This is a genomic window from Kitasatospora sp. NPDC036993 (assembly GCF_055607525.1).
The window spans coordinates 231,954-244,964 of sequence record NZ_JBVJRP010000009.1 but is presented as its reverse complement, the minus strand read 5'-3'; the positions used below and the strand labels follow the sequence as shown (position 1 = coordinate 244,964).

12 protein-coding genes are annotated in these 13,011 nt (G+C 73.0%); 9 read left to right on the top strand and 3 right to left on the bottom strand.

The window, feature by feature from the left end:
- The first annotated feature begins 58 nt into the window (after positions 1-58).
- Together ACZ7C5_RS20985 and ACZ7C5_RS20980 are read left to right on the top strand one after the other, a co-directional pair.
- On the top strand, positions 59-445 hold the full coding sequence (locus ACZ7C5_RS20985) for a MerR family transcriptional regulator (RefSeq protein WP_470323193.1): 387 nt from the start codon (positions 59-61) through the stop codon (positions 443-445).
- A gap of 35 nt (positions 446-480) precedes the next feature.
- Positions 481-1,284 carry an alpha/beta fold hydrolase gene (locus ACZ7C5_RS20980; protein ID WP_401078130.1) on the top strand — a complete coding sequence of 268 codons (804 nt, stop codon included), beginning with the start codon at positions 481-483 and terminating at the stop codon, positions 1,282-1,284.
- Positions 1,285-1,407: 123 nt separating this feature from the next.
- Here ACZ7C5_RS20980 and ACZ7C5_RS20975 read toward each other — a convergent pair whose 3' ends face one another.
- Entirely contained in the window at positions 1,408-2,892 is a 1,485-nt protein-coding gene (locus ACZ7C5_RS20975; RefSeq protein ID WP_401078133.1) for an MFS transporter, read from the bottom strand.
- A gap of 102 nt (positions 2,893-2,994) precedes the next feature.
- Between ACZ7C5_RS20975 and ACZ7C5_RS20970 the strand changes: the two genes are divergently transcribed.
- The gene (locus tag ACZ7C5_RS20970; protein WP_401078136.1) at positions 2,995-3,882 is read left to right on the top strand and encodes a helix-turn-helix transcriptional regulator; all 888 of its coding nucleotides are present in this window, start codon (positions 2,995-2,997) and stop codon (positions 3,880-3,882) included.
- A 1-nt stretch (position 3,883) separates the two neighbouring features.
- Here the strand turns inward: ACZ7C5_RS20970 and ACZ7C5_RS20965 are convergent, their stop codons facing one another.
- On the bottom strand, positions 3,884-4,270 hold the full coding sequence (locus ACZ7C5_RS20965) for a hypothetical protein (protein WP_188298626.1): 387 nt from the start codon (positions 4,268-4,270) through the stop codon (positions 3,884-3,886).
- Positions 4,267-4,830 carry a hypothetical protein gene (locus tag ACZ7C5_RS20960; RefSeq protein WP_470323192.1) on the bottom strand — a complete coding sequence of 188 codons (564 nt, stop codon included), beginning with the start codon at positions 4,828-4,830 and terminating at the stop codon, positions 4,267-4,269. Before ACZ7C5_RS20960 ends, ACZ7C5_RS20965 begins: the two co-directional genes overlap by 4 nt.
- A gap of 135 nt (positions 4,831-4,965) precedes the next feature.
- Here ACZ7C5_RS20960 and ACZ7C5_RS20955 point away from each other — a divergent pair, with 135 nt between their 5' ends.
- From ACZ7C5_RS20955 to ACZ7C5_RS20930, 6 genes are all read left to right on the top strand, one after another.
- Positions 4,966-6,180, top strand: a complete 1,215-nt coding sequence (locus tag ACZ7C5_RS20955; protein WP_401078143.1) for a sensor histidine kinase — start codon at positions 4,966-4,968, stop codon at positions 6,178-6,180.
- Complete coding sequence (locus tag ACZ7C5_RS20950; RefSeq protein ID WP_470323191.1) at positions 6,168-6,812, top strand: response regulator; 645 nt, start codon at positions 6,168-6,170, stop codon at positions 6,810-6,812. Before ACZ7C5_RS20955 ends, ACZ7C5_RS20950 begins: the two co-directional genes overlap by 13 nt.
- 2 nt (positions 6,813-6,814) lie before the next feature.
- Positions 6,815-7,678: a DUF4097 family beta strand repeat-containing protein gene (locus ACZ7C5_RS20945; RefSeq protein WP_470323190.1), complete on the top strand. Its 864-nt coding sequence runs from the start codon at positions 6,815-6,817 to the stop codon at positions 7,676-7,678.
- Positions 7,679-7,766: 88 nt separating this feature from the next.
- The gene (gene dusB, locus ACZ7C5_RS20940; RefSeq protein WP_470323189.1) at positions 7,767-8,936 is read left to right on the top strand and encodes a tRNA dihydrouridine synthase DusB; all 1,170 of its coding nucleotides are present in this window, start codon (positions 7,767-7,769) and stop codon (positions 8,934-8,936) included.
- A gap of 562 nt (positions 8,937-9,498) precedes the next feature.
- Positions 9,499-12,207: a pyruvate, phosphate dikinase gene (ppdK, locus tag ACZ7C5_RS20935; protein ID WP_470323188.1), complete on the top strand. Its 2,709-nt coding sequence runs from the start codon at positions 9,499-9,501 to the stop codon at positions 12,205-12,207.
- Positions 12,208-12,452: 245 nt separating this feature from the next.
- Entirely contained in the window at positions 12,453-12,986 is a 534-nt protein-coding gene (locus ACZ7C5_RS20930) for a ribonuclease (RefSeq protein ID WP_401078158.1), read from the top strand.
- Positions 12,987-13,011: the final 25 nt, after the last annotated feature.

The window sequence follows — 13,011 nt, the reverse complement described above, 5'->3', positions numbered from 1 at the left end:
TGACATCCATGTCAAGGTCCAGCCGGGAAGCTCCGGCCCGGGGTGAGGGTGGTCACACATGCGCATCGGCGAACTCGCCGGACTGACCGAGACGACCCCGCGCCTGCTGCGCTACTACGAGCAGCAGGGGCTGATCACGCCGCGCCGCGAGGCCAACGGCTACCGCGCGTACGACGAGTACCTCGTGGACCGGGTCCTGCAGATCCGTGGGCTGCTGGACGCGGGGTTGCCGACCCGGATCATCAAGCAGATCCTGCCCTGCCTGGACACCCCGCGGACGATCCACTTCGTCGACGCCACACCGGAGATGCTCGCCACCCTGGAGTCCGAGACGGACCGGATGACCAGCCGGATCCAGTGTCTGACGCGCAACCGGGACGCCATCCGGGAGTACCTGGACGTGGTCAAGAGCCTCTCCGACCCGGCCGTCCGACCCGCCGCTTGACCTTGTCACCGGTGTCACGGTTGGACGCTACGGTCATGACCGACTCCGCGATCCACCACACCGCCTTCGGCGAGGGCACCCCGATCGTCCTGATCCACGGCTACACCCTCGACCACCGCGTGCTGCTCCCGCTCGAACCCGCCTTCGCCGGCCGCCCCGGCTGGCGGCGCCTCTACCTCGACCTCCCCGGTCACGGCACCAGCCCCCGGCTGCCGGGCCCCGCCTCGGCGAGCACCCTGACCGAGGCCGTCCTCGGCTGGATCGGGGCCACGGTCGGCCGGGAGCCCTTCGCCGTGGTCGGGCAGTCCTTCGGCGGACAGCTGGCGAGGGCGGTGACCGCGCGGTTCGGCGAGCAGGTGCTGGGTTCGGCGCTGCTGGTCCCGGTGGTGCGCTGGGGCGCCGACCGCGCCCTGCCCGAGGAGACCGTGGTCGAACGGGACGAGGAACTCGTCGCCCGACTCCCGGTCGCCGACCGCGAGCTGTTCCGGTACGTCATGGCCCGGCAGACCGAGGAGAGCCGGGAGCTCTTCGAGCGGTACGTCCGGCCGGGCTGGCAGGCGCACGACCGGGCGGCCGCCGCCGAGCTCGAAGCCGACTTCCTGCTGCCGCGCTGGCCCGAGCACGGCGCCCCGCAGCACCGCGGCCACCACCTCCTGGTCACCACCCGGCAGGACGCCCTGGTCGGCTGGCGCGACCAGCTCGCCCTGCTCGACCACTACCCCAGGATGGCCGCCACCGTCCTCGACGGCGCCGGCCACAACCCCCAGGTGGAGGCCGCCGAAGCCGTCCGCGCCCCGTTCGGCGCCTGGCTCGACCGGCTCGCCCTGCTCGAACGCTGAGGACCGGTACCGCGAACGCCGACGCCCTCGCGGCCACCGGAAGTACCGGTGGCCGCGAGGCCGTTCGCCGCCGTCGGAGCCCGAGAGCCCGAAGCCCGAGAGCCCGAAGCCCGCAGGCCCGGATCAGCCGATGGAACGGGGAAGGCGGGTGGTCAGGTACAGGATGGTGAAGGAGCCGAGGAGCTGGATGCCCAGGCAGAGGACGAGGGCCCGGTCCAGGCCGAGGCTGGGGGAGAGCGAGAGGTAGAGGGTGCCGAGGGTGGCGACGCCGAGGGCGAGGCTGGACTGCTGGCCGGTGGCCAGGACGCCGCTGCCGACGCCGGCCCGGGCGGCGGGCACCTTGGCGAGGACGACCCGGAACAGCGGGGTGCCGATCAGGCCCTGCCCGATGCCCGCGAGGGCGACGCCAGGGGCCATCCGCAGCGGGGAGAAGTGGGCCCAGTCGGCCGTGATGGTCAGGGCCAGGGTGGCGAGGCCGGCGGCCTGCACGACGGCGCCGGCGCTGAGCACCCGGCTGCCCCAGCGGCTGATCAGCCGCGGTCCCGCGAGCGAGGCGGAGAAGTAGCCGACGGCCATCGGGACGAGGGCCCAGCCGGCCGCGACCGGGCCGAGGTGGAGGCCCTGCTGGAGGGCGACCGCGATGACGAACATGAAGCCGCCGAAGCCCGCGAAGTAGGGGAGCGCGATGCCGAGACCGCGCCGCATCTCCGGGATGCGCAGCAGGGAGGGCGGCACCAGCGGGGTGTCCCCGCGCCGTTCGGCGCGGCGCTCGACGACGCCGAAGGCGACGGCGAGGACCGGGAACAGGGCCAGCAGCACCCAGGACCAGAGCGGCCAGCCGGCGGCGCGGCCCTCCATCAGCGGGATGAGCAGGGAGATCAGCGCGGCGGTGAGCAGGACGGTGCCGGGGATGTCGATCCGGGCGGCCCGGGGGGCCTTGCTCTCCGGGACGTAGCGGACCGCGAGCACCACGGCGAGCAGCGCGAACGGCACGTTCAGCAGGAACACGGAGCGCCAGCCGGTGCCGAACAGGTCGGCGGCGACCAGCATTCCGCCGAGCACCTGCCCGATCACCACCGAGATGCCGCCGACCGCGCCGTAGACGCTGAGCGCGCGGCCGCGCCTGGCGCCCTCGGTGGCGGCGGTGATGGTGCCGAGCACCTGCGGGATCAGCAGCGCGGCCGAGGCGCCCTGGGCGGCCCTGGCGGCGACCAGGGACCACGCGCCTGGGGCGAGGCCGCAGGCCAGCGAGGTGAGGGCGAAGGCGGCGGCGCCGACGACGAAGAGCCGGCGCCGGCCGTAGGTGTCGCCGAGGCGCCCGCCGAGGACGAGCAGCACGGCGAAGGCGATGCCGTAGCCGGCGGCGACCAGTTCGAGGACGGCGGGCCCGGCGGCCAGGTCGTGGTCGATGGTGGGCAGGGCGACGTTGACGATGAAGAAGTCGAGCATCGGGAGGAAGGCGCCGAGCAGGACGGTGACCAGCCCGGCGGTGCCGAGGGTGGCGGCCGCGGATCCGGCGGGGCCGGGGGCGGCGGTGCGGTCGGCCGCGGTGCCAGGGGTGGCGGCGGTGCGGTCCGATGAGGGGGCGACGGCGAGTGGTTGGGTCACTGGTCCTACGATCCGCCGCTCCGTACCCTGGTACCAGAGTGTGGTTATCCGGGTATAAGAAGTACCTGGCAACGGGCCGGCAGCTGTCGCATGCTGGGGAGCATGAGCCTCGCCACACGCCCCGCGCAAGCCCGTCCGGCCGCCGACGCCGCGCACCGGACCACCCCCGGCGACGCCCGCCGGCACGAGCTGGGCGCCTTCCTGCGCAGCCGCCGCGAGCGCATCGCGCCCGAGCAGGTGGGCCTGCCGATGACCGGCCGCCGCCGGACGCCGGGGCTGCGCCGGGAGGAGGTCGCGCAGCTCGCCGCGGTCGGGGTGACCTGGTACACGTGGCTGGAGCAGGGGAGGGAGATCCAGGTGTCCACCCAGGTGCTGGACGCGGTGGCCAGGGCGCTGCTGCTGGATCCGAGCGAGCGCGCCCACCTGTTCACCCTGGCCGGCGCGGACGACCCGGCGCCGGTGAAGGAGTGCCCCTCGGTGACCCCGGGCGTGCGGCTGCTGCTGGAGCAGTTGGCGCCGTACCCGGCGGTGGTGCTCAACTCCCGCTACGACGTGCTGGCGTCCAACGCCCAGTACACCTCGATCGTCGGCGACCTCGGTGAACTGGCCCCCGAGGACCGCAACCTGATCTGGATGGCGTTCACGCCCTCGCAGTTCCGCGAGGTGCTGGTCGACTACCGCACCGAGCGCCTCGGGATGGTGGCCCGGTTCCGCTCGGCGATGGCCGACCACAGCTCGGAGCCGGCCTGGAAGGCACTGCTGGCCCGGCTGCTCAAGGCCTCGCCGGACTTCGCGGAGACCTGGCAGCGGCACGACGTGATGCGGCCCGGGAACGGCATCAAGCGGTTCCGGGTGCCCGGCGTCGGACTGCTGCGCTGCGAGTACACCAACTTCTGGCTCAGCCCGCGGCAGGGGAGCCGGATGATCACGTACACCCCGCTGGACGACGAGACCCGCGCGCTGATGGACGAACTGCCCACGAGGGGCTGACTCAGCCCCGCACCGCGGCGTCCCGCCCGAGCCGCAGGCACACCACCGCGAGCGGCAGCTCGATGCAGAAGGCCATCACCAGGGCCGCGAGCATCGCGGGGCCCGGTCCCGCGCAGGCTATGTCGGCCAGCGCGTCCCCGGTGAGCAGCAGGGCCACCGCCGCGCCGGCCCACAGCGCGGCGGCACTGCGCCGGCGCAGCAGCGCGTCCAGCGAGAGCAGGGCCGCGAACTCCGTGAGGTCGAGCACGACCCACGGGGTCTCGTGGCAGACGGCGAGGACCGCCAGCCAGGGCAGCAGCGCGACCGCCGCCAGGACCGGCACCCGGGCGAAGCGCGCGGGCAGGACGTACGGGGAAGCGGCGCGAGGGGCGAGGACGGCGGTGCTCATGCCGCACCCCGGACCCGACGCGCCCGGCCGGGAGCGGGCCACCGGCCCGGGCCCTGCTCCCGCACCCGCTCCAGCGGCAGCCGCTCGGCCGTCCCGCCGGCCGGGTGTCCGACCCGCACCGCGTCGAACGGCCCCTCGGCCCAGGAGACCCAGAACCGCCCGGCGACCGTGACCACCTCGGCCGACGCCCGTACCCGGCGGAACGGCCGGCGCCCGGTGAACACCACCGAGGGCGCCGCGCCGTCGGCCGCCAGCCGGCCCCAGGCGAGCACGTGCCTGGCCCGCCCGGCCGACGGGCAGTGCCGCGCCCCGCGCAGCAGTTGCGGGGTGAGCCGGGAGGCGACCAGGACGTCGGTCAACTCGCCGTGCTGGTACAGCTCCAGCGCGGCCCGGCCGCGCCCGGACCCGACGATCCGGACCGACCAGGGGCCGGCCCCGGTGGGCAGCGACCCCTCCGCCCCCGACGCCGACCGGAGCGCGGCCCCGGAAACACCCCCGTGGCTCCCGGGGCCGGGCCGCCCGTGCGGCGGAGTGGCGGAGTGCGATGCAGTGCTCGTCATGCCCTCAAGACTTCCGGCCCGACCCCCTTCCTGTCGGTGGTGCCCCACACCGAATCGGGGGTGTAGCTAGATACACCCCCACTGGGAACCCCCCTTCATGGCGGCCCGTGATCACCGGGCCCTACGCTGTCCGGCATGCCCTCCACCACGTTGCGCCGAGCGCTCGTCAGGAGCCTCCGGCGCCCACCGTGGTCGCCCGAGGTCTGGCGGGACATCCGCTTCACGGCCGCCGGAACGCCGATGGCGCTGCCGGTCTGGCTGGCCGTCACCGATCCGCGGCTGCTGTTCCCCGCGCTCGCCGCCGTCCTGCTCTGCTCCCGCCCGCTGACCGCGGTCCAACGCGGCCGGCTGCGCGCCCTGTACGGGGTGGAGGTGCCGCCGCTGCGGCCGCCGGTGGGACGCCAGTTGCTGCTGCTGGGAGTGACCTGGCGTCAGGCCCTCTACCACCTGGTGGCCGGACCGCTGCTGGCGGCGGGCGCGCTGGTGGTGCTGTACGCCTGGGCCGCCGCCGTGGTGCTGGCCACCGTGTACGGCTGGGTCTGGCTGATGCCCGCGGGGACGGACGTGCGCACCGGCCTGGCGGGGGAGGACGTCCTGTTCACCCTCGCCGGGGTGCTGCTGCTGGCGGTGCTGCCCTGGCCGGGGACGCAGCTGGCCCGGCTGGAGGCGTGGGCGGCGCGCCGGCTGCTCGGCCCCGACCGGGTGGAGGCGCTGGAGCGGCGGGTCGAGGAGATCGCCGAGAGCCGGGCCGGGCTGGTCGACGAGGTGGACGCCGAGCGCCGCCGGATCGAGCGCGACCTGCACGACGGCGCCCAGCAGCGGCTCACCTCCCTCGCGATGAACCTGGGCCTGGCCCGGCGCACCCTCAAGGACGTGCCGCCCGAGGCGATGCAGGTGATCGTCGACGCCCACGAGGCGGCCCAGGCGGCCATCGACGAGCTGCGCGACCTGGTCCGAGGCCTGCACCCCGCCGTCCTGGAGGACCGCGGCCTGGACGCGGCGCTGTCCGGTGTCGCCGCCCGCGCGCCGCTGCCGGTGCGGCTGGACGTCGACCTCTCCGAGCCGGTCGCCCCGACCGTCGAGGCGGTCGCCTACTTCACCGTCTCCGAGGCGCTCACCAACGTGGCCAAGCACGCCAGGGCCAACCGGGTCGACCTCTCGGTACGGGCGGCCGGCGGGCGGCTGCGGCTGGTCATCAGCGACGACGGCGTGGGCGGCGCGGACCCGGCGCGCGGCACCGGGCTCACCGGCCTGCGCAAGCGCGCCGCCTCGGTCGACGGCACGCTGTCCGTTCTCAGCCCCCTCGGGGGGCCCACCACCATCACCGTGGAGTTGCCGTGCGTGCTGTGATCGCCGAGGACTCGGTCCTGCTGAGGGTCGGCCTGGTCAAGGTCCTGGAGGCGGTGGACTTCGAGGTCGTGGCGGCCGTCGGGGACGCCGAGGAACTGCTGGCCGCCGTCGAGGAGCACCGCCCGCAGGTGGTGGTCGCCGACGTCCGGATGCCTCCCGGCTTCAGCGACGAGGGGGTGAAGGCGGCGATGGTGATTCGCCGGCAGTGGCCGGACACGGCCGTCCTGCTGCTCTCCCAGTTCGTGGAGGAGCGCTACGCCGCGGACCTGCTGGCGACCAACACCAGGGGGGTCGGCTACCTGCTCAAGCAGCGGGTGGCCAACGTGGACGACTTCCTGGAGGCGCTCCAGCGGGTCGCGGCGGGCGGCACCGCGCTGGACCCCGAGGTGGTCGCCCAGCTGCTGCTGCGCCGGCACCGGGACCCGCTGGAGAAGCTGACCCCGCGCGAGCGCGACGTGCTCGCCCTGATGGCGGAGGGCCGCTCCAACGCGGCCATCGCCGGCTCGCTGGTGGTGAGCGACAGCGCGGTGGCCAAGCACATCAACTCGATCTTCACCAAGCTCGACCTGCCGCCGGCCGAGGACAGCCACCGCCGGGTGATGGCCGTGCTGCGCTTCCTGGAGGTCGGGTAGCGGTGAGTGGGGTGAAGGCCTGGCGGGTCGTCGGGGCGGGCGTGATCGTCCTGGTCATGACCGGCGGCGCGCTGCAGACCTGGTCGATGGCGGTGCAGCAGCGCACCAGCAGCAGCCGGCCGTACGACAAGGCGATCCGCGGGGTCCGGCTGGAGACCGGCAACGCCTCGGTCAGGGTGCGGGCCGGCCGGGAGGGCCACGTGGTGGTCCACCAGAGCCTGGACTGGCTGGTGCGCAAGCCGGTGGTGTCCGTCACCATCGTCGACGGGGTGCTCACCGTCGCCATGCGCTGCCGCAGGGTGCTGCCGTTCGCGGACTTCGGCTGCGGCGCCGAGATCGAGCTGGAGGTACCGGCCGCGACCGAGGTGTCCGGATCGGTGGGCTCAGGATCCGTCCGGGTGGAGGGGCTGAGCGGGAACGTGCGGATGGAGCTGACCTCCGGGGAGCTGGTGCTGTCGGACACCTCGGGGGACGTGACCGTGGGCGTCACCTCCGGGCAGGTGCGGGGTGGCAACCTGAGCGCCCGGCGGGTGACGGCCCGGGCGAACTCGGGCTCGGTGTCGCTGAACTTCGCCAAGGCCCCGGCCGTGGTGGACGCCGCGGCCACGTCCGGTTCGGTGGAGATGACCGTGCCGAAGGACAGCCGGTACGCCTTCTCCAGCGAGACCGGCAGCGGGCACGGCGGGATCGACCCGCTGCTCGCGGACCCCGGGAGCCCGAACCGGATGCACGTCGCGGTCACCTCCGGGTCGATCTCGGTCAACCCGTCGATGTCGTCGGAGCCGTCGGAGCCGTCGGAGCCGGTGGAACCGCCGGAGCCGTCGTCCCACCCGGATCCGACGTTCGCGCCGCGGTCGGCCCCGTAGCCGGGGCCTCCCGGCGCGACGCGGAGGCCGCTCACCCGGGTGGGGGACAATGGAGAGTCCCGTCCCCACCACCCGAGGTCAGCCGCGCATGACAGCCACGCCCGCACCCACCGCGTCGGACACCGAGTTCGCGCCGCTCGACATCGGCCCGATCCGGGTGTGGCCGCCCGTCGTGCTGGCGCCGATGGCCGGCATCACCAACGTGCCGTTCCGCACCCTGTGCCGTGAGCAGAGCGGCGGCAAGGGCCTGTACGTCTCGGAGATGATCACCACCCGGGCGCTGGTCGAGCGCAACGCCAAGACCATGCAGCTGATCAGGTTCGACCCGAGCGAGAAGCCGCGCTCGATCCAGCTGTACGGGGTGGACCCGGAGACCGTCGGCAAGGCCGCCCGGATGATCTCCGAGGAGGGCCTGGCCGACCACATCGACCTCAACTTCGGCTGCCCGGTCCCCAAGGTCACCCGCAAGGGCGGCGGCTCGGCGCTGCCGTACAAGCGCAACCTGCTGCGCGAGATCCTGCGCGAGGCCGTCGCCAACGCGGGCGACCTGCCGGTGACCATGAAGATGCGCAAGGGCATCGACGACGACCACCTCACCTACCTGGACGCCGGCCGGATCGGCGCGGAGGAGGGCGTGGCCGCGATCGCCCTGCACGGCCGCACCGCCGCCCAGCACTACGGCGGGACGGCCGACTGGTCGGCGATCGCCCGGCTGCGGGAGTCCGTCCCGGCGCACATCCCGGTGCTGGGCAACGGGGACATCTGGTCGGCCGACGACGCGCTGCGGATGATGCGCGAGACCGGCTGCGACGGCGTGGTGGTGGGCCGCGGCTGCCTGGGCCGGCCGTGGCTGTTCAAGGACCTGGTCGCGATCTTCGAGGGCGACGTGGACTACGCCCGCCCCGACTTCGGCTACGTGGCCGCGGCGATGGTGCGCCACGCGCAGCTGCTCGGCGAGTGGATCGGGGACGAGACGCGCGGCGTGATCGACTTCCGCAAGCACGTCGCCTGGTACACCAAGGGCTTCTCGGTCGGCTCCGAGCTGCGGGTGCGGCTCGCCGGCTCCTCCTCGTTGGCCGAACTGGCCGAAACCCTCGCCCAGGTGGAGCAGTCCCAGGCCTGGCCGGCCGGTGCGGACGGCCCGCGCGGGCGGACCAGCGGCAACAACCGGGTGGTTCTGCCCGAGCACTGGTTGGACGATCCGTATGACTGCGCCCGGCCGGGTGCGGACGCCGAATCGGACACCTCTGGTGGCTGACCTGGCCGAAGTGTAGAAAACGGCCTTCCGGGGCCGTCTGCCACTAAGGCCCAGCCCTCTTGTCCATCCTGGACAAGAGGGCTCCTTTTCGTCGTCCGAACATCACGGAGCGGGCACGTTTCCGGACGCAGTGCGACGATCGGCTGAGGTGTTCTACGTCCGACCCGTGGGATGCCCTGGTGACGCTTGCCACATACGGTGGAGGCCGGCGGCCGGCCGGTGGACGAAATGGACAGGTCGACCGTGAATCGCTTCCCGAAGCCGACCGCCCGCCGATCGGGCGATCCGGGTGCAGGAAATCAAGCCGGGGCAACGCGACGGAACCGCGGCCGCTACCGTGCGTCCCGATCGTGCGACGTTCGGGTTGGCCGTGTTCAAGAATTGAACACTCACTAGCGTCAGGCGGACGATTTCGCCACAGAGGTGAACGCCTTTATGTACATTCGATCTAACGGGTGACCACTCGGTACGAGCCTCGGCTGGCCTATTCAGGGCAGAGAAGTGCCTTCGAAATGGGTATGTTCTCCGGCGTCAGGGCAACCGCGTACGAGGAGACCGACCCGTGCCGTCCCAGCAGAAGTTTGTTTACTCCTTCACTGAAGGAAACAAGGAGCTCAAGGATCTTCTCGGCGGCAAGGGCGCGAACCTGGCCGAGATGACCAACCTGGGCCTCCCCGTTCCTCCCGGGTTCACCATCACCACCGAGGCCTGCAAGGTCTTCCTGGAGACCGGCAGCGAGCCCACCTCCCTCCACGAGGAGATCAGCGCCCACCTGGACGCCCTCGAACAGGAGATGGGCAAGAAGCTCGGCCAGGCCGACAACCCCCTCCTGGTCTCGGTCCGCTCCGGCGCGAAGTTCTCCATGCCCGGCATGATGGACACCGTCCTCAACATCGGCCTCTCGGACGCCTCGGTGGCCGGCCTCGTCGCCCAGTCCGGCAACGAGCGCTTCGCCTGGGACTCCTACCGCCGCCTGGTCCAGATGTTCGGCAAGACCGTGCTGGGCGTCGACGGCGAGCTGTTCGAGGAGGCCCTGGACGAGGCCAAGCACGCCAAGGGCACCATCGACGACCTGGCCCTGGACGCCGCCGACCTCAGGGAACTGGTCGAGGTGTTCAAGGGCATCGTCGAGCGCGAGACCGGCCGGGCCTTCCCGCAGGACCCGCGCGTCCAGATGGACCTCGCGATCCACGCCGTCTTCCACTCCTGGAACGGCGACCGCGCCCGGCTGTACCGCCGCCAGGAGCGCATCCCGAACGACCTGGGCACCGCGGTCAACGTCTGCACCATGGTCTTCGGCAACCTCGGCGAGGACTCCGGCACCGGCGTCGCCTTCACCCGTGACCCCTCCACCGGCACCCAGGGCGTCTACGGCGACTACCTGTCCAACGCCCAGGGCGAGGACGTCGTCGCCGGCATCCGCAACACCCTGCCGCTGGCCGAGCTGGAGAAGCTCGACAAGAAGTCGTACGACGAGCTGATGGCGATCATGCAGAAGCTCGAGAACCACTACCTCGACCTCTGCGACATCGAGTTCACCATCGAGCGCGGCAAGCTCTGGATGCTCCAGACCCGGGTCGGCAAGCGCACCGCCGCGGCCGCCTTCCGGATCGCCGTCCAGCTGGTCGACCAGGGCCTGATCGACCTGGACGAGGCCCTGATGCGGGTCACCGGCGGCCAGCTCTCGCAGCTGATGTTCCCCCGGTTCGCCCCCGACGCCGGGTCGCGGCAGATCGCCTGGGGCCTCGCCGCCTCGCCGGGCGCCGCGATCGGCAAGGTCGTCTTCGACTCGTACACCGCCGTCAAGTGGTCCCGCTCGGGCGAGAAGGTCATCCTGGTCCGCCGCGAGACCAACCCCGACGACCTGGACGGCATGATCGCCGCCGAGGGCATCCTGACCTCGCGCGGCGGCAAGACCTCGCACGCGGCCGTGGTCGCCCGCGGCATGGGCAAGACCTGCGTCTGCGGCGCCGAGGAGCTGGAGGTCGACACCAAGGCCCGCCGCTTCACCACCGCCGACGGCCAGGTGATCCACGAGGGCGACGTCGTCTCGATCGACGGCGCCACCGGCAAGGTCTACCTCGGTGAGGTCCCCGTCCTGCCGTCCCCCGTGGTCGAGTACTTCGAGGGCACCCTGCACGCCGGCGCCGACGTCCAGGGCGGACTGGTCCAGGCCGTGCACCGGCTGATGTCGCACGCCGACGGCCGCCGCCGGCTGGCCGTGCGCGCCAACGCCGACAACGCCGAGGACGGCGGGCGCGCCCGCCGCTACGGCGCCCAGGGCATCGGCCTGTGCCGCACCGAGCACATGTTCCTCGGCGAGGAGCGCCGCAAGGAGGTCGAGCACCTGATCCTCGCGGACAACGACAAGGACCGCGAGCTCGCCCTCTCCACCCTGCTGCCGCTCCAGAAGAGCGACTTCCTGGAGCTGTTCCAGGCGATGGACGGCCTGCCGGTCACCGTCCGGCTGCTCGACCCGCCGCTGCACGAGTTCCTGCCGGACATCACCGAGCTGTCGGTGCGCGTCGCCCTCGCCGAGGCCCGCAAGGACCCGAACGAGAACGACCTGCGCCTGCTCCAGGCGGTGCACAAGCTGCACGAGCAGAACCCGATGCTCGGCCTGCGCGGCGTCCGTCTCGGCCTGGTCATCCCCGGCCTGTTCGGCATGCAGGTCCGGGCCATCGCCGAGGCCGCCGCCGAGCGGAAGCTGGCCGGCGGGGACCCTCGCCCCGAGGTGATGATCCCGCTGGTCGGCACCGTCCAGGAGCTGGAGCTGGTCCGCGACGAGTGCGAGCGGGTGCTCGCCGAGGTCGCCCGGTCCACCGGCGTCCAGCTGGACATCAAGCTCGGCACCATGATCGAGCTGCCGCGCGCCGCGGTGACCGCCGGGCAGATCGCCGAGGCCGCCGAGTTCTTCTCCTTCGGCACCAACGACCTCACCCAGACGGTCTGGGGCTTCTCCCGGGACGACGTGGAGGCCTCGTTCTTCACCGCCTACCTGGAGAAGGGCATCTTCGGGGTCTCCCCGTTCGAGACCATCGACCGCGACGGCGTCGGCTCGCTGGTCAAGCACGCCGTCGAGGCCGGCCGGGCCACCCGCCCCGACCTCAAGCTCGGCGTCTGCGGCGAGCACGGCGGCGACCCGGACTCGGTCCACTTCTTCCACGAGGTGGGGCTGGACTACGTCTCCTGCTCCCCCTTCCGGATCCCGGTGGCGCGCCTGGAGGCCGGCCGCGCCGCCATCGAGACGGCGGGCAGCGACTCGCGCTGAGGAGGGTAGGCATCCCCTCCGCACGCGCGGGTACGACTGACCGCTCTCCCTCCCGTCGGGAGGGCGTACACCGGAGCTCGGCGCAGGAGAACCGGCGTACGTGACACGGCCGGGCGGGGACGGACAACGGCGTCCGTCCCCGCCCGGCCGTACAGCTGTGCACGGCCCCGGGCACCGGCCGGTGTGGCGGCGGCCACGTGTGTAGCCGGCCCGGTACGGCCCGGCCGCCTGCCAAGCTGGACCGCATGACCAACCGCAGAAACCCGCTCGTCGTCGTGGCCGTGCTGATCCTGGCGCTGCTGGCCGGGGCCGGGTACCTCCTCACCAACACGGGGAGCAGCCACCCCAAGGCCGCCGCGAGCCCCACGGCGGCCGCCACCGCCGGTGCTTCGACGTCCGGGTCCGCGGCGCCCAAGCCCTCGGCCCCCAAGCCGAGCCCGCCCGCCGGGGCCACCGCCCCCGCCCCGGCCGGCACCTGGGTCCCGACCGACCCGGCCATGGCCGACGTCTGCCGCACCAAGCTCCCCAGCCAGGCCGTGGACACCCTCACCCTGATCGCCAAGGGCGGGCCGTACCCCTACAACCGCGACGGCATCGTCTTCGAGAACCGGGAGAGCCGCCTGCCCAGGAAGGGCGGCGACTACTACCACGAGTACACCGTCGTCACCCCGGGCTCCAACGACCGGGGCACCCGCCGCGTCGTGACCGGCACCTCGGGCGAGCAGTACTGGTCCGCCGACCACTACGCCACCTTCCAGGAGATCGACTCCCGCTGCTGACCGGCGCCGCAGGGGGGGAGCACCC

Bases quoted from the DNA above. Each gene is read 5' to 3' on its own strand.
- ACZ7C5_RS20985 (WP_470323193.1), top strand. From the start codon at position 59: ATGCGCATCGGCGAACTCGCCGGACTGACCGAGACGACCCCGCGCCTG.
- ACZ7C5_RS20980 (WP_401078130.1), top strand. From the start codon at position 481: ATGACCGACTCCGCGATCCACCACACCGCCTTCGGCGAGGGCACCCCG.
- ACZ7C5_RS20970 (WP_401078136.1), top strand. From the start codon at position 2,995: ATGAGCCTCGCCACACGCCCCGCGCAAGCCCGTCCGGCCGCCGACGCC.
- ACZ7C5_RS20965 (WP_188298626.1), bottom strand. From the start codon at position 4,270: ATGAGCACCGCCGTCCTCGCCCCTCGCGCCGCTTCCCCGTACGTCCTG.
- ACZ7C5_RS20960 (WP_470323192.1), bottom strand. From the start codon at position 4,830: ATGACGAGCACTGCATCGCACTCCGCCACTCCGCCGCACGGGCGGCCC.
- ACZ7C5_RS20955 (WP_401078143.1), top strand. From the start codon at position 4,966: ATGCCCTCCACCACGTTGCGCCGAGCGCTCGTCAGGAGCCTCCGGCGC.
- dusB (WP_470323189.1), top strand. From the start codon at position 7,767: ATGACAGCCACGCCCGCACCCACCGCGTCGGACACCGAGTTCGCGCCG.
- ACZ7C5_RS20930 (WP_401078158.1), top strand. From the start codon at position 12,453: ATGACCAACCGCAGAAACCCGCTCGTCGTCGTGGCCGTGCTGATCCTG.